The sequence below is a fragment of the Candidatus Uabimicrobium helgolandensis genome, from assembly GCF_041508025.1.
Classification (GTDB): domain Bacteria; phylum Planctomycetota; class Uabimicrobiia; order Uabimicrobiales; family Uabimicrobiaceae; genus Uabimicrobium; species Uabimicrobium helgolandensis.
Window position 1 is genome coordinate 8509114 of sequence record NZ_CP165719.1, and the last position, 20751, is coordinate 8529864.

Consider the following 20751-nt stretch of genomic DNA (forward strand, 5'->3'; position numbering starts at 1 on the left):
AAGTCACGCACTCCCACCTAAACTCATTATAACATTTTAGAACGCTCTATCAATTCCTGTGGTGAAAATTCGGATAGTCACACAATATACCAATTTGCGGCAAGCGAAATGTAGTCCGAAAGTAAGTTTAGTCTTGAAAAAGAACCAACATGAAAAAGAAAAATTATTGTGTTTAACTGTGTTATTGCGGTGTATAATTAGGATTTGTCACCATTTAAAATGTTTTTTCGAACCCAACAGGCTTAAAGTATTTTATTTGTTTAGAGAATAATTTAATATTTAGGTTGTATGGCAAATTCTATTTACCAAAGAAATAAATAGTCGGAGGAAAAACGTGAAAAAAGCATTATTAATAATAGTAATTATAGCGGCGATTGGTTGCGGAATCTTTATTGTAACAGGAGCAAATGTTGGCTTATTGGTAAAACGTAATATTGAAAAAAGAGGAACGGACATTCTTGGTGTACCTGTTATCATCGACAATATGAATATATCTATCACCAGTGGTATTGGCAGAATTGAAAATCTAATCATTGAAAACCCAAAAGGCAACAAATATACACATTCTTTTAGTATTGAAAATTTAGATCTAGAGCTAAACCCTTTGAGCATAAAGAAAGAACAGATACACATAAAAAAAATGATTATCCACTCATTGGAAGTTGTACTCGAAGGGACCTTAACAAAAAATAATCTCATTACATTAAAAAAAAATAGATCAAAAAAACCAAAAAGCCAAAGAAAAATTCAATTAGACTATCTAAAAATAAAAGATATTCAACTTATATTAAATCTAAAAAATGCAAAAGAAAGAATAATAAAATTAAAGAGTATCGAATTTCGCGATTTAAATCGTACTCCAGAAACTACAACAGCTGATATCGTAAAAAGAATAATGACAAACATAACAAAAAAAGCCATAAAAGCAGCTGTAAAAAAGATCAATCCATTCAAAAAAATCAAAGAAAAATTTAGTAAATAATCAGTGAAAAGTTATTTGCTTTACTCTATTTTTGCGTTTGCTTAATTTTCCAATGCAAATCTTGCGCTAATAACTTCGTAAATACGCGCTTTCCTTTTAAGTTTAAATGATCCCCATCGGCAAAGTGCTCTTCTTTAATTATAGAAGTTTGGCTATAATCAAGAAAAAGTATTTCCTTTTTCCTTAGATACTCTTTCAAATTAGTAATATAACTTTTCATATTTGGATGTGAGTTACGTCGCTTTGCACGTACTAGTATTAACTGTACTTGATGTTTTTTTGTTTGTTCGATAATCTCTGGCAAAAATGATAGGTGTATATTTTTAGTAAAATGGAGAATATCAGAGTTTTTTTCTGTTTCTAGTTTTTGTTGCTGCTTTGTCTGAGGAAGTTTTTGTAGGTTATTAAGATCAAACGTTTTTTTAAGAGCTTGTCGCGCATCTACATTAGTCATAGTTGTCACTATTTTTGGAACAAGTGATTGAAAAATAAAATATTGGTATCGTTCGCGATTTACATATCCAGGTAGAGAATAGTAAATTGGATCATACTGTAAGACTAACTTCGTCAATAAAGGTTCTGTATCAGTAGCTATTTGAGAAATCGCAGTGCGATATCTTCCTGTTGTACGAAACCTTGGGTGAGTAAGGTAATGATCTCGAAAAAAAAGAATAATTGTTTTAGGTGGGTTTTGTAGTATAAAGTTTTTTAACATTAGAAACCAATATGCCGATGCTGAACCATTTTGCGCTATTTTTTGTACAGAAATTTGCCATTCCTGTTCCAGAAGATCAGCAGAAATACCTCGTCCTAAAATAGAGTTTCCTAATAAGACAATTTTGGAGTTTTTTGGTGTATAAGGATTTTGAAATTCCTTTTTAATAAAACCATTGCATACAAAAAATACAATAAACGGTATACTCAAAACAACAAAACTCTTAAAATCTAAAATAGATAAAGTCTTGGCCATTTTCATTTCCAAATATAAAAATTAAACATAAAGCACTACCGAGAAAAAACGGATACCACAAAGAACTAGCTTTTACAAAACGTAACAATAAAAAATAAAAAGCATAGGGCAAAGAATACATCAACATACACAATAATATTGTTATGGCAGAAATGAATTGTTCTTGGTTCACAAACAAAGGGTTCATTAGCGATTCAAAAAGCCAAACAACACTATGAGTACGAAACAACAACCAGCCAAAAAGAGTAAATAAATACATTAATACCCACGCAACTAGCCATTTAAGCCCTTTGGGTTTCCAGCTACCTTTAATTCCAAATAAGTGGTAAACAAAAACAAGAACACCATGATAAACTCCCCATAAAATGAATGTCCAAGCTGCACCATGCCATAAACCACTCAAGGTCATTGAAATTAGTATTACCCAAAATAACTTTATCTTTGTTGTGCCTTTTGATCCTCCGAGTGGAATATACAAATAATCGCGAATCCATGAAGAAAGAGAAATATGCCAACGCTTCCAAAAATCAGAAGGAGAAATAGCAAGATAAGGTTTTTTAAAATTTTCCATCAATTCAAAACCAAGTAAAAAAGCACAACCACGAGCAATATCAGTGTAAGCGGAAAAATCAGCGAGAATTTGTATTGAAAATCCTAAAGCCCCAACTAGTAACATAAATAGAGAAGGAGCTTCTAGTAAGAATATTTGATTTACATAAACACCAACATTATCAGCTATCACTAGTTTTTTACAAAACCCCCACACAATAAGAGCGAAAGCAATACGAATTTTTTTAGTATCAAAATATCGCCGCTGGCTAATTTGAGGTAATAGTCTTGTTGCTCTCTCGATAGGACCTGCAACTAACTGAGGAAAAAAACACACATAGAGCGCAAAATAAATAAAGTTACTGGTGGGCTGTAGTTTTTCTCGATAAACATCAATTGTATAGCTAAGAGTCTGAAAAGTATAAAATGAAATTCCAACAGGCAGAACAACTTTCCAAGCAGTCTCGTTTATTTCCCATCCCCAAGAATCAAAAATAGCGAAAACATTTTCAGCAAAAAAACCGAAGTACTTGAAATAAAAAAGAACACCTATATTGATACATAAACTACCAACTAAAAAATATTTTTTATGCTGTGAATGGTTAACAATTGCTTGTGCTAAAAAGTAATCGCTAATAGTTGAAATAAAAAGTAATAAGCAAAATGCTGGATGTATATATCCGTAAAAAAAATAACTTGCAGCAACAAGAAATATATTTTGCCACTTATAACGCAAGAGCATCGTCCAATAAACAACTAACACTACTATTAAAAATAGTAGAAAGTCTAAACTCGTGAATATCATAGATTGTACGATCTATTGTAAAATAGTCTTGTATATATCATAAATTTGTTGTGCTGTAGTACAAACATCAAAACTTTCCTGTACCCATTTACTACCTACCTTAGCCAATTTTTTGTAATGCGATAAATTATCGAGCACTCCATTCATTGCCAGAGCAAGATTTTGAGCACAAATATTATGCGCAACAATATGACCCGTTTTTTCATGCTGTACAACTTCAGGCAACCCTCCTGTACACGAAGCAATTGTCGCCACCTTTGCTAAAAGCGGCTCAACAACTCCACCGCAATTTTCCGATAAAGGAGTATGAACTGCAAGGTCGAATAATTGCCAACTGTTGTATTCTTCACTTGAAACATAACCAGGAAGCAAAATTTTTCCTGATAGACGCTGCGCTCTTCTTCGCAACTTATTTTCATATGCAGTTTTTCCAGCCCAAGCACTACCAATCAAAAGCCCAAAAACATCTTGTCTTTTTTTCAACAATATTCCTAAGGCATCTATCAAAAGCTCATGCCGCTTTATTCCTACTTTTTGCCCTAAGAAATACTTTGGAGCATACATATAATTAATATTTCCAACAATATGATGGTCACAAGGAAGGTTTAGTTTTTCCTTTAGTTCACCAATATTCCGATATGTTGGTGTTTGATGATACCACCCATAGTAACTGCAAAATAATTGCTTCTTTGGTACACCGTATTTTTCGTATAGTTTTTGTGTATAAAGACTAGATGCTACCCAATAATCATTATTTCTCGCACTTTTAAGATCTAAACTACGATACAAAGAATGTTCTAAATGCAAAGGCCCTGGCACTTGAAAAATAAGTGGTACACTTTTATTGCCCAGTGCATGCCGCATAATAAGTGTTGGACCAACAAAGTGACTATGAATGAGATCTGGCTGTATTTTATCTACGAGATCACGCGCTTGACGCAAGATTCGTGGAAATTTCCAAATAGATTTTACTGGTAAGTCTAAGTTAGCTTCGTGCAATATTGCCGGTGAAGATTTCCATTCATCGAGAAAACGTCCCGTTTGCAAAGAAGGCAAAACAACATGCATTTCAAGATTTTTTTTGCATAATTCTTGGACTTGATGCAATGCCCATCTTGCACCATCAACTGTCTTAACTAGATGAAGAATTCTCATGTATATACCGTAAAAAGTCTTGTTTAACAAAGTTTTGTTTAAACGATCTTGCCACTTGCCAATTACGTTGCGAAAGATCAACTAACTGTTGCGGTTGGGAAATAACATCTAGCATTTTTTGAGCAAGAGCCGAGACATCACCAACTTCCACAAGATAATCCTCATGAACAATTTCAGGATTCCCTCCTGTTCTTGATGCAATAGCAGGTAAACCACGTGCCATTCCTTCAAGTAAGGCTCGCGACATCCCTTCTGTTAACGAAGGAAGAACAAAAACATGTGATTCATCTAATAATTGGAAAAGTGCTTCTCCCCACTTCACACTACCTGTAAATGTTATTTGCTCTTGTAGTTGATTCTTCACCACATAATCGCGAAGTATATCTATCTGACTTCCAGGCCCTACAACGCAAACATGCCAATTTAACTGTGGCGTTTTCTCTTTGAGTAGTTTTACAGCTTCTAAAAACCACGCATGGCCTTTTTGTTTTTCTACTCGTCCAACACTAATAAAACGAAAAGGCTGCCTTCTAAAAAAATCAATTTGTCTTGGCTGTGAAAATACATTTTCTGTTAATTCTACATTCGAAAAAACATAATGCTTTTTATTCGGGTACACTTCAAATAAGTAATTGCTCGTATAAGAAGAAGCGCGAGCATATTTTGCCTGTATTTTGGTTAAACAATGATATAAATACGCTATGTACTTGTACATAAAATTCTTATTTTCGGTAGCAATACCCAATCTCACATTACCAACACAACGAAAATAATATTTAAAGCGACAATGGAAAAGCAGATTCAACCATACAATCACTCCTATATTACCTGAAAAAAGCATAAAGCAATCACCAAGTTTATGAGTACCAAGTACTTTCCACATAGTAGGTCCTAGTTTGCAAATAAAATCCCGTACCCCAAAATAATCCGGTAAATCATAGAACTCTACGTTTTCACCACTGGCAACAAAAGTATTTTCTGGAGGCTCATCAGCACAACTCATCCGTGCGACAACACAAACCTGATCAAAAATTTGCAAATATTCTTGCCAGAAAGAATACCCAAAAGCAAGCGAGGTGAAAACCCCTTCTGGACAACGAACAAAATGATGCTCTAAAGCAACAACTAACTTTACATTATTCCGCGGTTTCATAAATATTGCATATACTTTCTACACTTGTTGGTAAGTAAAAAGGAGTTTGTGTAAACTTTACTTTATACTTGCATGAATCATTTGCTAACTTATTAAAAGCTTCTTGGCACCAAATAGCATTATCTCTTTGTAGGGAAATACTCCTAACTATCTCAGGAAAAAAACTTTCAATTTCAGGTATTCCCCCAACATCACTTGCCAAAACAGGCGTTAACATTTCGCATGCTTCAACTACTACTCCTGGAAGTCCTTCTTGTTTTGACGGAAACAACAATAAATCACTACCACTTAATAACGGTAATATATCGCGACGTACGCCAGTAAAAATCACATTTTTTTCTATCTGATGTTCATTAATCACTCTTTGTAACTGTTTATAGATATCGTTATCTTGCTTGCCAACAATCATTAATATTAACTGGTGATTTTTTTCGAGCATTTTAATAAAAATATATAATAATCGTAGATGATTTTTTTCTTTGCGAAAACTACCTACATGAATAATAATTTTGTGTTCTTTGGGAATAGAAAAAAGATCTTTTACATATAGATTATCTCGAAGTGAAACGTCAAAAGAAAATCCACTATAAACGACGAAAAACCGTTGATTTTGTTCACAAACATTCCAAATAGAATCTAATGCTTTTTTAGATACAGCACATACATGAGTGGCACAAAATTTTATAATTTTTTTCATAAAAAAAATATAGAACAAACGAGAAATAGTCATTGTTTGATAACTTGCACTACTACGAAAATGAGCAATTCGTACAGGTACACTTTTACAATAGGCTAAGAAAAGAATATATCCAGAAAAATAATAGACATGCGAATGCACTACATGATATTTTTCATTTGATAATAATTGTAAAAAACGCTTACTAAATCCATATGAAAGGTTAATATGAAAGACCTTTCCTCCTAGGTTTTCAACTTCTTTGTCAAGAGTTCCTTTTCCCGAAAGAGAACAAAAATGAAATTGATATTTCGAACGATCAATTGCTTTCATCCATTCGAGTGTACGTAGTTCTGCTCCTCCAATATTCATGCCTCCGAAAATGTGCAAAATCTTTTTCATGCTACCTACTCATTTCCTGTGAAACGATCCATAATTATTGAAGACGACTGATTAACACCTTTTGCTTTAAAAATAACAACAAAAGTAAACAAAAAAATTTTACAATCGAGCAAGAGAGACATATGACGAACATAGTGCAGATCTAGATTAAATTTCTGTTCCCAAGTTAATAAATTCCGACCATTTACCTGCGCCCATCCCGTAATCCCTGGACGAACATCATGCCTGTGTAGTTGTTCTTTACTATAAAGAGGTAAATACTCGACAAGTAGTGGTCGCGGTCCAATAAAGCTCATATCCCCTTTTATGATATTATAAAGTTGCGGCAATTCATCCAGTGAAAATTTACGAATCCACTTTCCTAAACGCGTTAATCTATCTTTGTCAGGTAAAGGCTCTCTTTCTTGGTTATTTCTCATAGTACGAAATTTGTAAATTGTAAAAATACGACTATGAAAACCAACGCGTTTTTGAGAAAATATCACCGGAGACCCCATTGCTATATAAATAAGAATCATTAATATTAGCATAAAAGGCAAAAGTGCCAATAACAAAATACTTGCAGCACAAAAGTCGAGAATACGTTTCATTTTATAATAAAACAATGATTATATCCTTAGAGTAGATTCTCTGCATCAAGGTACATTAACAGCTAGCAACTTTGCGTACAGGACTGCCAACATAAACACCAGCAACATCAATATCTTTAACCACCACAGAACCAGCACCAAGAATAACATTGCTTGTTATATTCACTTGGCTACTGACAACACTTGAACTACCAATAAAACAACAATTCCCAACGCGACTATTGCCATTTATAGTAGCGCTCGTTGAGATGTGGCAATGATTGCCAATTACAACATCATGCTCAATATTTGCCTTAGTATTAATTATACAATTTTTTCCTATTTGTGATGCAGCATTAACAAAAGCATTATGCATGACAATAGTTCCTTCTGCAATTTGCGCATACTTCGAAACATATGATTTACTAGATATGATGATAGGACAGAAGCCATCTATTTTTTTTATTTTTTTGTATGATGTTTTTCGCGGCACTACATTTTTAATTTGACCAATACTTATCACAAAATGTCGGTAAGGTAAAAGATGTAACTCTTCGTCGCTACCAAGAATAGGATAATCAAATAAAGAATCTCCTATTTTTTTATTGCGATCAAGAATGCCTTTTATTTCAAATTTATTAGTGCTCTCTATTACGTCAATACAAGATTTACAATGACCGCCAGCACCTATAAGTACGATTTCTTGCAATGGTGAACTGTCCTTAATTATCGTCTAATAATCTTGTCTGCAATTCTTCAGATAAAATATCTTCACTTAGAGCATAAAAAGTTGTTTCCCCTAGCTCAAACTTAAGATGCCACAGCTTTTTAGGTTTTTCTCCATCAGCTAATTTTTCAAGTATTTTATCATTTTTTTTACGTATCGTTATAATTCTCTTCGCCACTTCTTTCTGAAAATCTTTAATCACTTCCAGTAATGGTTTTTCTAGTTCCTCTATTAATTTTGCTTTATTAATAGCTTTTTTTGTTTCCTTAAGTACATCTGATTTATTGTCTAATAATATCAAATGCATAAAAGCTTTTGCTTTTTTTGAGGAAATGACGAACTCTTTTGTTTTATACGAAAAATCAGGCTCCCATTCAAGATTGTTTATATTTTCCGCCAACTCTTCAAATACATGAAATGTTTTAATATGTTTATCTTGTTTCACCTCAATAGCATTAGCAAGCTCTTTGTCTGGAAATGTATAAAAATGTTTATTGTTAAATTTCATATTCTTTTCTTTTACAATCAGCTTTTTATCCACAGTTTTTTTCCAGGCATCAAAAGAAACTTCTTTCTTCCAACGCTGAAAAATAGCATCTTCAGCTTCATTTAAACTTTTCCCATTTTTTTCCAAAATGGTCTTGATAATTGCTGCTACATCTTCCTGAGCACTTAAATAAAAAAAACAATTAGTCAATAACAACAACATGATAGAGTAACACTTCATATTATTTTCCTTCAAAAAGAGTCTTTTCGTCCTAAATAAAAATATCTTGTATTAAAACAAAATAAACCATAAAATGGGATACATTAGCTAAATATTAGCATTTTTAACTCCATTATTCTCAATTAAAAAATTTGTCACATCACTCTACCCAAAACAAGTGATTTATGAAGGTATCTACTTTTAGTGGTCACTTATGTGCATGATCCAAGAAATATAAGGGGAAATAGCATGGAGAAACCTGGTTCTACTACTGTTACAAAACTCAAAGCGTGGATAAACCACCTAAAAAGTAAAAATCTAGACGATCAAGTTCCTGTTGATAATGCTGCTACGGAAGTAACAGAGCGCGATATTGAAAAACATATAACCTCCCTAAAAGTAGGACAAGAAAAACAAGAAAACGAACAAAAGAAACGTCGTCTACTTTTAGAAAAACACCTTGCAGCGATAAAAGTAAAAAGAAATAAGAAAAAAGTTTATAACTCATTATCACTTATTGAAAAGCGTATAGCACAAGCCTTAATTGATTGGTCTGAAAAACAAAAGAATGTTTCTGATGGTTTATTAGAACTTTGTTTTAAGAAAAAAGTATTGGTAAAAATTAATTTTGAAAAGATTACCGGTGAATTTGACTCAACTCTTAAAATTAAGAAAATGAAGGGGAGCGAAAAACTAAAAGAAATGCTGTTAATTTTTAAGCGCGGCAAAAATTTACTTCTTGATTTTTATTCCCGAGACCTCAGAGAAAACATTTACACATTCATGTTTTTGAATGGAAAAATTCAGTCGTATGAAAAATCGAGTGAAATAGCAAATGTTATTGGATATTTTCAAGAGTTTTTCGAGTAAGATACAAAACAGAACAAATATAAGCTGTTAGAAAGATCATTAACAACCACTTTTAAAAAAAATAATTATTTTATAATCGAAATATTTTTTATAAAGCAAACAAAAGCATCCTGCCCCTAGGCTATTTGCAGCCATATCCAAAAAATCAAACTCTCTTCCTGTAAAAATCTGCATAATTTCAAGAAGAATCCCTAGCAGGGTAGCAGTAAGAAATGTAGTTTCTATTTGTGTATTCTTAGGTTGGGAATAAAAAAAGCGTAATAAAAGCATAGCTAATAAAAAATAAGCAGTGAAATGTTTAATTTTATCAGCTCCTGCAAAATTAAACAGTGAATATCTTTCATTTACATGGGCCGGAGATTGCAAAGAAAAATAAACCAAAAAAGCAACATAAGAGAACAATCCGCAATAATAAAACCATTTATTTGCCATCATATGCTTTTTGCAACCACCGGTCCAATTGATCTGCATGTTTATTATTGATATATATAGCTTTTTTCCAGTCGTATATAGATTCTTCATAATCTTCAAGTAAGTAATTTAAATAACCTCTGTTAACATAGACCTGAGAAATACTCTTACTTAAAAATACGGCATTATTAAAATCTCTCAAGGCGATTTGAAGTTGTCCTTGCTCAGCAAAAACAACAGCGCGATTGTTAAACACTTCGCTAGCACTTGAATCAAGAAATATAGCTTCATCAAAATCTAACAGCGCTTCTCGATAATTGCCCAGTTTAGCGTGAGCAATACCTCGCGCGCAGTATGGAAAAGCATATTTAGTTGCATGACTAATTGTTTTAGAAAAATATTTAACCGCATCTTTGTGTAAACCATTTTCTTGAGCGATCAATCCTTCATTATAATTTTTCTCAATATGTGCATTTTGCAAAGCAAGTTCATCGGGCAATAAAAAAATATACTTGCCAAATAAAGAGTTCTCTTCGTTAAAAACAGGAGTTTTTTCTTTAGGAGCAGGAAATTCGCTCGTTTTTTTAGGTTCTATTGTAGCATTCTTCTCTTCAGCTATCTGTTTTCTTTCTTCTCTTGGAGCTTTTTCTGAATTCATATATTGAAAAAAAGAAGCCACGAGAATTACAATTCCAATAATAACTACGGTTCTCATTAGATAAAGAAATTTAGCAAATGCAGAACCAAACTTTTTACTCAGATTTAGTTTTTTCCATACAATCACGCAAAAAATAAAAAAAATAGCAATAGGAACTGGCTGCACAAGCATATCTGTGATTTGTGAAATTTTGTCTGGTAACTGATTAATCCACTCGTCTATATCAAACGATCTCATCAAGTTTCTCTCTAAGAAAAGAAATAGGTACAACCGGTGTATTGATCCATCAACTCATAAAAAATGAAAATTTTGTTAGGATTACTTGTCCTTAAACTAACTTGTCCGTGAAAAGAAGAATAAGACATTTGTTTTAGTTATATCCCTACAAAAAATCCACTTCGAACCCCAAAGTTAATATGTGTGATAATAACAATGCAACAACCACACAAATCATACCTAATTAATGATAGATAAAATATATTTTGACAAGGGATTTTATGAACCTCTTATAAGTCTATCTCCGAGCATATTGGAAAGCAAATCTTCCTGGTATATTTTTTCTATTGTTGTGTTTATATCGTATTCAACACGCTTAAAAGTAATAATGTTCTTATCTAATTTTTTTTCGTAAACCAAATATGCTGCATCAGGATCGCTATCACGCGGCTGTCCAACAGAACCGGGATTTACAAACAAATAAAGATCTTTTAGTTCTTTGTCTGAATACTCTAGTGCTTCATCAATTTCATACTCAACAAGAGAAACACCTTCGTTATCAACTTCCCATATAATTTGCCGATGTGTATGTCCAAAAAAACAAACATTACACCGCATTTTTTTCATATATTTTTTGGGAGCTAATAAATCTTCTGGAGCAAGTAAATAATTGAAACGTACTTTATTTTTGCCTGGGCTACCATGGACAAGAAGTACTTCTTGATTATCATGTAGCACAGAATACGCAGGTGCTCCAAAATATAAGCCTAAAATTTCTTGGAACTCAATATTTTTTTTTACTTGATCACATAAACGCTCTCTAGTCCACTCTATTGCACTAGCGGCATATCCTGAGGCACCTGCAAAGGATTTAGGGTTAACAACTGCTAAATCGTGATTACCTTCCAGAGTCATAATTTCGCGTTCATGTAACCGCTTCAATACTTCAACAGGATTAGGACCATATCCAACATTGTCTCCAAGTGAAATGATATCACTTATTCCTTGACGGTCAATATCTGCGAGTACTGCATCGCAAGCTTCTAAATTTGCGTGAATGTCACTAATTATCGCTACTCTTACCATGTATCTTTCCTACTTACGGCAACAATTCTTCTGTGCGATCAATATGTTCTTGATATATTTGTGTGTGTCTTTTATTTAAATACGCTTTATAATCTTTATAAACCTCAGAGAGAGGTAGTGCTGGAGTTTTCCATGTATGTTTATAATTTGTTGATACAAAATCCCCAAATTCGTACTCTTCCATTTCAGCCATGAGGACTAAATGATATTTATCGGTAACCAATGTTCTTACATCAACTTCTTCTGGGGGTAACTTCAATTTACAATATTGTCTATTTCCTTCAACTTCTACATAAAAAATATCTGATGCGCTAGTAATCATTTCAAGTATACATTCTCGTACAAAATGAGCAGGCAAATATGACTGCCTCGCAATTTCATCCGCAGTATCCCCAGTAATTTGAATACCAAGAAATGGAGGAGGATACTCTTCATAACGATTTTGCGCTAAACGAAAAAGAAAATCAAGCCGCACCCACTTAGATAAAGTTGTATATTGTTGTAAAAAAGTAATATCACGCATAATCCAAGCGCGTCCTGTATTTGAGAGTTGAGCGTATTCACAGGTTTGCGATACATAACTACCAAATAAAAATACAACCCCTAAGTAATAAAACCACGTTAAGAAAATAGGGATAAACGCAAAATTTCTCAGATTTTTATACAAAGAATTCAGCGGAAAGTTTGTAAACCACCAGCGCCCTGCCATCCACAAAGTCGCTGCCACAAAAGCTCCTATAAACAGATTGCGATGTGAAATACCAGTAATATTAATCTTATAAAGAACAAAAAAAACTAAGGATGTTATAAACAAAGAAATTAAAGCTGTAAATAAAGTATTAAAAAACGTATATGGCTCTATTAGTTTATCTATAGCATTCTCACCTGAGTACAAAATTATAATCGCTAAAATAAAAACAAAGGGTAACATAAAAAACACAACTAAACGGTTTTTTATCGTTTTAAAGGAGGGTATGCGCCACAAAATTTTCATTATTTGCGAACGCCGGCTAGAAAGAGGTAAATTTCCCCAAATAAGAGGAGATACACTTTCAGCAAGATTTGTTTTTATGTTTAGCAACAATGCAATATAAGCAATTGCAAGCACTATAAAAAAACCAGCTCCTGGTAAGAAATTTCCGTGTTGGTTATAAAACTCTCCTACAGCTTTATGAAATGCATTTCCAAGCTTACGCGTAATCGAAAAATTAACATACTTCAGCTGATCTTTTTCCACTTCCTCCGGCGTAATTTTGTGTTTTAAACAATATTTTGCTAATAGATCTTCATATTCTTGTGGTGCAACTAAATCACCGCGAGAAGCACCGAATTGAGGAGGAACTTCTTGCATTAGACGTTTTACTTTTACAGGCCATAAAAAGTGTAGTTCCATAAAACGAGTTGCGGCATCAGGATCTTGCAAAGGAGCAACAAAAACGGCGGAACCCATTGTTAGACCTAAATAAACAAATACAACTAAGTTTACACATAAAATGTAGGATAGTACACTTGCGCGCGTTAAGCCGTTATTATAATAAAAGTCAATAAATGGTCGCGATATCAAAATAAAGAATTGAATGGTTTGTTTTTTTAGATTTTCACTGTATGTTTTCCCTTTTGTTGGGTCACTCATTACCTTTAACCTATGCATTATGTAGAGTAGAGTTAGGAATGGAAAAAATAATTCACTTGAGAACGCGCCCTGATGTAAACATAACTGCAAATCTAGATGTCCTGCGTCCAATGGATAAATACTTTTAATGGATCACTCAGTACATTGATTCAAAAATTTTTGCGTATTATCACTCAGATGATTTTAAGTGTTTTGTTAGGCACTTTGAAGGTTTAATGTTGTAGCTTCATAGCTAAAAAGTGCGAGTTATAATGTGTAAACAATCTTGAATCAATGTTCTCAGTTTAGTTACCTATACAAAAAGCTTTGTTTTCGATTATAGCAAAATTTTTTTTGAGTAAAAGATTTATTTTGCGAATTGGTATTACAACCACTGGTTAATTGCTTTCAACGATTAAGAACACGTTCAAGAACCAAGTAAAAAACATTGGACAAAATTACTACTCCACCTGCTAGTAAATAAACAGCTGCTTGCGTTGCGTACCCAGAACTTTCATACTCATTATATGAAAAAACACCTCCAAGCACAGCACCAGCAATTGCAAATAAAGAATGCGAATAGATGTATAAGTGGTTTGTAAAAAGCCCTAACAACATAAGCATAGTGCTAATGCCCCATAAAGTACTCAAACACATAATTTCTAGATCTCGCGAACCTTTTAAAGTTACAAAAGCTTGTTGCCAATTAATTCGCTTAAAAAACTCAATCACCGACTCAAAACCTGACTGCGCCATTAACGCAGAACAACCAAATAAACACAAGCACATGAAACAGGCTCTTTTCATTTATTTACTTTCCTCATTATTTTTCGAATTCTGCGCCGATTCAAAAAGACCAAAGAGAAGCTCTTTCAAGCCTTGCCCTGTTACTGATGATATTTTGTATATCTTTTGATCAAATTCTTTGCTTAGAGCTTCATAAACATCCTCAGAGCCCGGAATATCCATTTTGCTCGCCGCAATTAAATATGGTTTTTCACTGAGAACTTTGCTATGGGAGCGCAATTCTTTTTGTAAAATTTCCAAAGACTCTTTTGGTGTTTTTTCTTGATCTGGCGTCATTTCCAATACGTAAAGAAGTGTTCTTGTCCTTTCAATATGACGCAAAAATCGATCTCCTAAACCGATACCTTTGTGCGCCCCTTCGATCAGACCGGGAATGTCTGCTATTACTAATGTTTTATATTCTAAAAGTTCTGCAATGCCTAACTGTGGTTCTAATGTCGTAAACGGATAATCTGCGATTTTAGGTTTAGCAGCGGAAACACGCGACAAGAGTGTTGACTTTCCAGCATTAGGAAACCCAACCAAGCCAACATCAGCAATTAACTTCAAATCCAAATGAAGGTTCTTATCTTCACCTTTTTGTCCAGCCTCCGCTTCTCGCGGGGTCTGATGTGTAGAAGTAGCAAAGTGGACATTACCACGTCCTCCTTTTCCTCCTTTTACTACTGCAATTTCGCAGCCGTGTTCTGTCAAGTCAGCAACCAACTCACCTGCATCGTCGCGTATAATAGTACCTATTGGCACTTCTATAACTAAATCATCTGCCGAGCGTCCTGTGCATTTTTTACCTTTACCACTTTCGCCATTTCTCGCAACCAACTTACGTCTGCGAATTAACTCTAACAGTGTTGAGCAGTGTACGCTAGCACGTATAATAACATCTCCGCCTCTACCACCATCTCCACCATCAGGTCCACCTTTAGGCTTATATTTTTCACGGAGAAATGAAATACAGCCGTTCCCTCCATCTCCAGAACGAACATATATTTTTGCTTCATCTTTAAACATTTTATTACCTAATCTATTACAAGCTGTCAATGGTCTCATTGTTGTTTTTTTTAGTATACCATGATAAAATAACACTGCACATTATAATAGCTCAACATAAATATTGATAGAGTATTTAAGGATGTAGTGGAAAGTTTCATTCACAAACAAACACGTACTTCATTTCAATTTTATAGATTATAAAATTAGAATGTCTTACGTTTAATATACAAGAAAGAGAAACATTAACACGCTCTAAACGACTTAGCAAAAGTAGTAGCTGCTACTTAGCAAAAAAAGAAAGCACAGCCTACAACATGAAAAAACTACGAAGGTATCTTAAAAAAATTTTTATGTTCATTTTTATTTCAATTGTTATTTTCAATATATTAATGCTAATTTTCGCTATTTATGAATACAAGGTTTCATGGGGAAAAAACGAAAATTGGTGTACGCAAGGTCAAACCCTAGAACCGCTAAAGAAAAATCGCAAACGTTCAATAATCATGATTCATGGTTTTGGAGGAAGTCCTTTCGACTTCAAGCCTCTTGCCTTACGATTACAAGAAGAAGGTTTCACAATTAGAATTCCGATAATGGCGGGACAAAACAAAAATTACTTTGCTTACAACAGAGGACAATTTTCCTCTGAATTTTTCATCGCTTGGTTACACGATATTATTGATGAAGAAAACGAACGTTTCGACAATAAACCATATTTAGTTGGTTTTTCAATGGGTGGAACAGTTTCAACCGTCGTTGCACAAGAAGAAAATGTCGAAAAATTAATACTATTAGCTCCTTATTATTCTTTACCAATACAAAACAACACCATTGTTACAATCAACAAAGTATTGGGTTTAATTATGCCAATTGTTCCTAAACGCGCAAGTGGTCAAGTCAATTCAGATGAAGGCAGAAACAGATATATTCCTGGAACCTTTATCGTTTCATCATTAGCATTTTTACAACTAAATGACCTAGCGATAGAAGCACGAAAAATAGCTCCACAGTTAGCTCTACCTATTTTTATTGCCGCATCTAAAAACGACGGAGTGGCTTCTTTTGAAAAAATTAATGATTTATTTTCAAAAAATACTTTTACCAAAATCAAAGAATATCCAAAAAGTAACCATATTATGCTTTATGATTACGATTTTGAAGAAATAATTAAAGATGTTGTGTCTTTTTGTGTTAAATAAATTCTTATGCAATTTTATAATAGGTTCTAAAAACCTCTTACAAAATTAATTTATATATGTGAATACCTCTAGGTACTCACATATTATTGAACCATTAAGATAAATAACTCAGATACTAGCTATTCTGTAAATTTTAGATTAAATAACAACAAAGAATCAAACAACTACAGCCAAAAACCACTTATTTTACCTAGATTGGAAAAGATTAGTGTCTACTATCGGTTATGATGTAAGCATACTAGAGGAACAGCGTTTAACAGGCGTTGAAAAATTAGCAATGTATCTATATTCTCATTTGTGGGAAATCGCGACAGAAGATCAACACATTTTATTTTGTCGATCAGGAAATTTGCCTTTTCAATCAATACCTGCAAATGTCAAAATTCAAAAAGTTAAGGGGAAAAAGTTCTGGCGCTATAAACATTTACCCCAATCTATTCGCCTTAATAAATGCGAAATTTTTTTATCTCCAGTAGCTGCTCTACCAGGTTTTTGTAGTATACCAAAGCTAGCCTACATTCACGAATGTCCGTGGTTACATAACTGTGCAGAAAAAGTTTCTTGGAAAGATCGAGTCACACTCTGGATTTCAGCTTTAAGAGCCAAGGTACTTTTAACAAATTCAGCCTCCACCATGAACGATATTCATCGCGAACTACCTTTTTCACCTAAAATAGAAATTATATCACCTGCAGCAGATCCTTTTTCAAACACACAAGAACAACTTTTACAAGATACATTCAAACGCTATAATATCCCTTCAGGAAAATATTGTTTATTTGTCTCAACAATACGTCCTAAAAAAAATGTAGAGCTTCTAATTAATACGTTTCGCCAACTAACAAATATCAATCTAGTTTGTGCAGGGAAAATACAAGACAAAAATATAACAAGTGGTAAACCCAGTAATGTTTTTTTTACTGACTATGTTTCCCAAGAAGAATTGTTTACATTATACAAGCATGCAAGTTGTTTTTTATATATTTCACGTAACGAAGGTTTTGGAATACCGATACTAGAAGCATTCTCTAACCACTGCCCAGTTATTGCTTCAAAATGTGGCTCCATACCAGAAGTTGCTGGTGATGCAGCTTATTATATTGAAGATTGGAATATTAATATACTAGCAAAAGCAATTTCCAAGGTGATAAATGATGGAAATCTGCAAAAAACTATGATAGAAAAAGGTATACTACAAGCAGAAAAGTATACTTGGCATAATAGCGCTAAACATCTATACACATTAATACAAAAACTAACTTAGGAAAGAATTTATGGAATTTAAAAAGCCAAAAATTTACGCAACTCGCGTCGTTCACGAAGCTAAAAAGTTAATGCTTATCGAAGAAGACTTAGAATTTCCTGATGGTCATAAAGAAACTTGGGAACACGTACTTCTAAAAGGAGCAGGTGCAAAAATTTTAGCCGTCACTAATAATAATGAACTAGTTATGGTTCATGAATACAGAGGTGCGGCAGGTGACTATGTTCTACGTATTCCGACGGGAGCAATTGAGCCCGGAGAAAAGCCAGAAGAAGCTGCTGCAAGAGAACTACAAGAAGAAGTGGGACTTGATCCACAAACATTAGAGCTCATAGAAGAGCAAAAACCGATGAGCACATTTTTTAAAGCCCATGCTTTTATTTTTTATGCCACCAATCTGCGTTCAAAGAAACTAGAAAGAGATGCAGGAGAACAAGATATGTTGGTAACCCAAATTCCTCTAGCCAAAGTTTATGAGATGATCTATGATATGGAAATATGCGATCCACAAACAATCTATGCGATTTTGAGACTTCGAAAATATTTAAAGGATAAACAACAGCATGAACATTAGCATAATAGGCACTGGCTATGTAGGGTTGGTAACGGGCGCTTTATTTGCTGAAAAAGGTCATAACGTACTATGCATCGAAAATAACAAAAAGAAACTAGAAAAACTCCAAAAGAGAGAAGTTCCTTTTTACGAACCAGGCTTACAAGAACTTGTCACCAAAAACACACAAAGATTAAAATTCAGCGAAAAAATTAGCGAAGGGGTAAAACACGCACAAGCTATTTTCGTTGCAGTAGGAACACCTGCTTTAGCCACTGGCGAACCAGATATGACTTATATCGAGCATGTAGCAACAGAAATTGCTCACAACCTAAAAGACTATCGTTTAATTATTGAAAAAAGTACAGTTCCTGTTCATACGAGTGAAAAAATTCACGCAATAATGAAGCGCTTTTCTCCTCCAGACGTCCATTTTGAGGTTGCTTCAAATCCTGAATTTTTACGCGAAGGACAAGCTCTTGAGGATGCTTTTAACCCTGATAGAATTGTATTGGGAGTTCCTTCAACTAAAGCGCAAAAAATATTAACAGACGTATACAAAGACTTTGATGCACCTTTTATTATTACAAATGTTAACAGTGCAGAGATTATTAAACACGCAGCAAACTCTTTTCTAGCAATGAAAATTTCCTATATCAACGCTGTTGCAAATATTTGCGAACTATCAAATGCAAATATTAAAGAGGTGGCTGAAGGAATCGGCCTAGACAAACGCATAGGAAAACATTTCTTAAATGCAGGTGTTGGTTATGGCGGCAGCTGCTTTCCTAAAGATGTAGATGCTTTTGTCAACATTTCTCGTGATTTAGGTTATGATTTTAAACTCCTAGAAGAAGTACAAAATATCAATAGAGATCAAAAAAAACGCTTAGTGAAAAAAATTAAAAAACACCTTTGGGTTATAAAAAATAAAGTTATCGCTATCTGGGGACTTTCTTTTAAACCAAACACCGATGATATGCGAGAAGCTCCAGCTCTTGATATCATAAAAGAATTAAAACGTAGTCAGGCAAAAATTCAAATATTCGATCCTAAAGCAATTCAAAAAGCGCGAGAGATTTTAGAACTTCCAGCGGATGAATCTCATACCGCTGCTTTAAAAGAAACGCTTATGGAGGTTGAACTTTACGACAATCAGTATAAAGCAACAGAAAATGCCGATTGTTTAATTATTCTTACCGAGTGGGACGAATTCAAGACACTGAACTTTGAAGTTTTAAAACAAAAAATGAATCAACATATTATTATTGATGGGCGCAACATCTACAATTCTCAAGAACTCGAAAAACAAGGATTTATATACGAAAGTGTTGGAAGATAAAGCTAGTGGGGATTCATATACAAAAGTGTCAAAAAATAAAAACCCCGATTTTGCAAATAAATCAAATTATATCATTGCCATATTTTTTCTTACCACTAGTATTACAGCGTGGATTATAAAATATAAATATTTACCTGAATACAAATGGTATCTAGTCGTTATTTGCACTATTTTAGTCGGTGTTTTTTTTAAAATATTCTTAAAATACAACACAAAAAATCAAATTCCCTACACAAAAATTGGCTTTGCAAACTATATTACTCTTTTTCGCGGTGGTTGCATTGCCATTATCACAGGTAATCTATGGTGTGAGCTCAACAATTTTATCGCCATATTATATATTTTTGCTGTTATTCTTGATGTTGTTGATGGCTTTGTAGCACGAAAAACCAATCACATAAGTATATTTGGTGAAAAAATGGATATGGAGTGCGACGCGCTGGGAATGTTTGTTGTCACTCTTATATGCGTACAACAAGGACAGCTTCCTTTATTTTACATTTTTGTTGGACTGCTTCGCTATTTTTTTGTTTTTCATCTAAAATGGCGCAACAAGCAAAGTATTTCACTTCCCATAAGTAACCTTCGCCGATTTCTAGCAGGTCTACATATGATTTTTATTGCAATGGCTTTGTTTCCTAATGTACCAAACACAATTCTATTTCCGGTTTCTTATGTTTTTGTAATACCTTTTTATGTAATATTTATTCGCGATTGGTTATGGGTAATAGGAAAATTTCACAAAAATTTACAAGTATATAAATTTGTGTCTTCTATTAGTTCCACATGCTTTTTCAAATTAATTCCTCTTATTACCAGTGGTACACTACTTATTAGCTTTACCTCAAACACTTTACAAATAAGCATATCTGCTTTTATTTTTTTATGTTGTTTTATTAATTTATTCCAAATTAGTGTTCGATTTATATCTTTCATAGTTATAATAACCTACTGTATTGTTATTGTTTTTATGTCTCCCAGTTTATATACAGTAATTGCTTTTTCCTCGATTGTCGTATCAATAGGTAGCAATATTCGTCCTCTGTAAT

At 33.5% G+C, this 20751-nt stretch carries 21 protein-coding genes; 7 read left to right on the forward strand and 14 right to left on the reverse strand.

Annotated features, from left to right (window positions below):
* Positions 1-334 precede the first annotated feature (334 nt).
* A complete protein-coding gene (locus UABHE_RS31415; RefSeq protein ID WP_372367382.1) occupies positions 335-982 on the forward strand; it encodes a hypothetical protein in 648 nt (215 codons plus the stop codon).
* Positions 983-1007: 25 nt separating this feature from the next.
* Here the strand turns inward: UABHE_RS31415 and UABHE_RS31420 are convergent, their stop codons facing one another.
* From UABHE_RS31420 to UABHE_RS31455, 8 genes are all read right to left on the reverse strand, one after another.
* Positions 1008-1952 carry a hypothetical protein gene (locus UABHE_RS31420; protein ID WP_372367383.1) on the reverse strand — a complete coding sequence of 315 codons (945 nt, stop codon included), beginning with the start codon at positions 1950-1952 and terminating at the stop codon, positions 1008-1010.
* On the reverse strand, positions 1921-3237 hold the full coding sequence (locus UABHE_RS31425; protein ID WP_372367384.1) for an MBOAT family protein: 1317 nt from the start codon (positions 3235-3237) through the stop codon (positions 1921-1923). The genes UABHE_RS31420 and UABHE_RS31425 overlap by 32 nt, the downstream gene beginning before the upstream one ends.
* Positions 3238-3318: 81 nt before the next feature.
* Complete coding sequence (locus tag UABHE_RS31430) at positions 3319-4461, reverse strand: glycosyltransferase family 4 protein (protein WP_372367385.1); 1143 nt, start codon at positions 4459-4461, stop codon at positions 3319-3321.
* The gene (locus tag UABHE_RS31435; RefSeq protein ID WP_372367386.1) at positions 4439-5614 is read right to left on the reverse strand and encodes a glycosyltransferase family 4 protein; all 1176 of its coding nucleotides are present in this window, start codon (positions 5612-5614) and stop codon (positions 4439-4441) included. The genes UABHE_RS31430 and UABHE_RS31435 overlap by 23 nt, the downstream gene beginning before the upstream one ends.
* Positions 5598-6692, reverse strand: coding sequence for a glycosyltransferase (locus tag UABHE_RS31440; RefSeq protein WP_372367387.1), 1095 nt, complete (start codon positions 6690-6692; stop codon positions 5598-5600). Before UABHE_RS31440 ends, UABHE_RS31435 begins: the two co-directional genes overlap by 17 nt.
* 5 nt (positions 6693-6697) lie before the next feature.
* Entirely contained in the window at positions 6698-7297 is a 600-nt protein-coding gene (locus UABHE_RS31445; protein ID WP_372367388.1) for a sugar transferase, read from the reverse strand.
* A gap of 40 nt (positions 7298-7337) precedes the next feature.
* A complete protein-coding gene (locus tag UABHE_RS31450) occupies positions 7338-7970 on the reverse strand; it encodes an acetyltransferase (protein ID WP_372367389.1) in 633 nt (210 codons plus the stop codon).
* 13 nt (positions 7971-7983) lie between these two features.
* The gene (locus UABHE_RS31455; protein WP_372367390.1) at positions 7984-8730 is read right to left on the reverse strand and encodes a hypothetical protein; all 747 of its coding nucleotides are present in this window, start codon (positions 8728-8730) and stop codon (positions 7984-7986) included.
* A 213-nt stretch (positions 8731-8943) separates the two neighbouring features.
* On the opposite strand from UABHE_RS31455, the gene UABHE_RS31460 reads away from it, so the two are divergent.
* On the forward strand, positions 8944-9564 hold the full coding sequence (locus tag UABHE_RS31460; protein WP_372367391.1) for a hypothetical protein: 621 nt from the start codon (positions 8944-8946) through the stop codon (positions 9562-9564).
* Positions 9565-9603: 39 nt separating this feature from the next.
* Here the strand turns inward: UABHE_RS31460 and UABHE_RS31465 are convergent, their stop codons facing one another.
* The 6 genes from UABHE_RS31465 to obgE form a co-directional block, all read right to left on the reverse strand.
* Complete coding sequence (locus UABHE_RS31465) at positions 9604-9999, reverse strand: VanZ family protein (protein WP_372367392.1); 396 nt, start codon at positions 9997-9999, stop codon at positions 9604-9606.
* Positions 9986-10870, reverse strand: a complete 885-nt coding sequence (locus UABHE_RS31470; RefSeq protein ID WP_372367393.1) for a tetratricopeptide repeat protein — start codon at positions 10868-10870, stop codon at positions 9986-9988. The genes UABHE_RS31465 and UABHE_RS31470 overlap by 14 nt, the downstream gene beginning before the upstream one ends.
* A 258-nt stretch (positions 10871-11128) precedes the next feature.
* Complete coding sequence (locus UABHE_RS31475; protein WP_372367394.1) at positions 11129-11935, reverse strand: metallophosphoesterase; 807 nt, start codon at positions 11933-11935, stop codon at positions 11129-11131.
* A gap of 13 nt (positions 11936-11948) precedes the next feature.
* Entirely contained in the window at positions 11949-13568 is a 1620-nt protein-coding gene (locus tag UABHE_RS31480; RefSeq protein WP_372367395.1) for a YhjD/YihY/BrkB family envelope integrity protein, read from the reverse strand.
* A gap of 387 nt (positions 13569-13955) precedes the next feature.
* On the reverse strand, positions 13956-14354 hold the full coding sequence (locus tag UABHE_RS31485) for a hypothetical protein (protein ID WP_372367396.1): 399 nt from the start codon (positions 14352-14354) through the stop codon (positions 13956-13958).
* On the reverse strand, positions 14355-15362 hold the full coding sequence (gene obgE / locus UABHE_RS31490; RefSeq protein WP_372367397.1) for a GTPase ObgE: 1008 nt from the start codon (positions 15360-15362) through the stop codon (positions 14355-14357).
* 332 nt (positions 15363-15694) lie between these two features.
* Between obgE and UABHE_RS31495 the strand changes: the two genes are divergently transcribed.
* The 5 genes from UABHE_RS31495 to UABHE_RS31515 all read left to right on the forward strand — a co-directional run bounded on the left by UABHE_RS31495 (position 15695) and on the right by UABHE_RS31515 (position 20750).
* Positions 15695-16543 carry an alpha/beta hydrolase gene (locus tag UABHE_RS31495; protein WP_372367399.1) on the forward strand — a complete coding sequence of 283 codons (849 nt, stop codon included), beginning with the start codon at positions 15695-15697 and terminating at the stop codon, positions 16541-16543.
* 208 nt (positions 16544-16751) lie between these two features.
* Positions 16752-17807 carry a glycosyltransferase family 4 protein gene (locus UABHE_RS31500; RefSeq protein WP_372367400.1) on the forward strand — a complete coding sequence of 352 codons (1056 nt, stop codon included), beginning with the start codon at positions 16752-16754 and terminating at the stop codon, positions 17805-17807.
* 10 nt (positions 17808-17817) lie between these two features.
* A complete protein-coding gene (locus UABHE_RS31505) occupies positions 17818-18381 on the forward strand; it encodes an NUDIX domain-containing protein (RefSeq protein ID WP_372367401.1) in 564 nt (187 codons plus the stop codon).
* On the forward strand, positions 18371-19702 hold the full coding sequence (locus tag UABHE_RS31510) for a UDP-glucose/GDP-mannose dehydrogenase family protein (protein ID WP_372367402.1): 1332 nt from the start codon (positions 18371-18373) through the stop codon (positions 19700-19702). Before UABHE_RS31505 ends, UABHE_RS31510 begins: the two co-directional genes overlap by 11 nt.
* Positions 19703-19727: 25 nt before the next feature.
* On the forward strand, positions 19728-20750 hold the full coding sequence (locus UABHE_RS31515) for a CDP-alcohol phosphatidyltransferase family protein (protein WP_372367403.1): 1023 nt from the start codon (positions 19728-19730) through the stop codon (positions 20748-20750).
* The last annotated feature ends 1 nt before the right edge of the window (position 20751 follow it).

Bases quoted from the DNA above. Each gene is read 5' to 3' on its own strand.
- UABHE_RS31420 (WP_372367383.1), bottom strand. From the start codon at position 1,952: ATGGCCAAGACTTTATCTATTTTAGATTTTAAGAGTTTTGTTGTTTTG.
- UABHE_RS31430 (WP_372367385.1), bottom strand. From the start codon at position 4,461: ATGAGAATTCTTCATCTAGTTAAGACAGTTGATGGTGCAAGATGGGCA.
- UABHE_RS31435 (WP_372367386.1), bottom strand. From the start codon at position 5,614: ATGAAACCGCGGAATAATGTAAAGTTAGTTGTTGCTTTAGAGCATCAT.
- UABHE_RS31440 (WP_372367387.1), bottom strand. From the start codon at position 6,692: ATGAAAAAGATTTTGCACATTTTCGGAGGCATGAATATTGGAGGAGCA.
- UABHE_RS31460 (WP_372367391.1), top strand. From the start codon at position 8,944: ATGGAGAAACCTGGTTCTACTACTGTTACAAAACTCAAAGCGTGGATA.
- UABHE_RS31465 (WP_372367392.1), bottom strand. From the start codon at position 9,999: ATGATGGCAAATAAATGGTTTTATTATTGCGGATTGTTCTCTTATGTT.
- UABHE_RS31470 (WP_372367393.1), bottom strand. From the start codon at position 10,870: ATGAGATCGTTTGATATAGACGAGTGGATTAATCAGTTACCAGACAAA.
- UABHE_RS31475 (WP_372367394.1), bottom strand. From the start codon at position 11,935: ATGGTAAGAGTAGCGATAATTAGTGACATTCACGCAAATTTAGAAGCT.
- UABHE_RS31480 (WP_372367395.1), bottom strand. From the start codon at position 13,568: ATGAGTGACCCAACAAAAGGGAAAACATACAGTGAAAATCTAAAAAAA.
- UABHE_RS31485 (WP_372367396.1), bottom strand. From the start codon at position 14,354: ATGAAAAGAGCCTGTTTCATGTGCTTGTGTTTATTTGGTTGTTCTGCG.
- obgE (WP_372367397.1), bottom strand. From the start codon at position 15,362: ATGTTTAAAGATGAAGCAAAAATATATGTTCGTTCTGGAGATGGAGGG.
- UABHE_RS31495 (WP_372367399.1), top strand. From the start codon at position 15,695: ATGTTCATTTTTATTTCAATTGTTATTTTCAATATATTAATGCTAATT.
- UABHE_RS31505 (WP_372367401.1), top strand. From the start codon at position 17,818: ATGGAATTTAAAAAGCCAAAAATTTACGCAACTCGCGTCGTTCACGAA.
- UABHE_RS31510 (WP_372367402.1), top strand. From the start codon at position 18,371: ATGAACATTAGCATAATAGGCACTGGCTATGTAGGGTTGGTAACGGGC.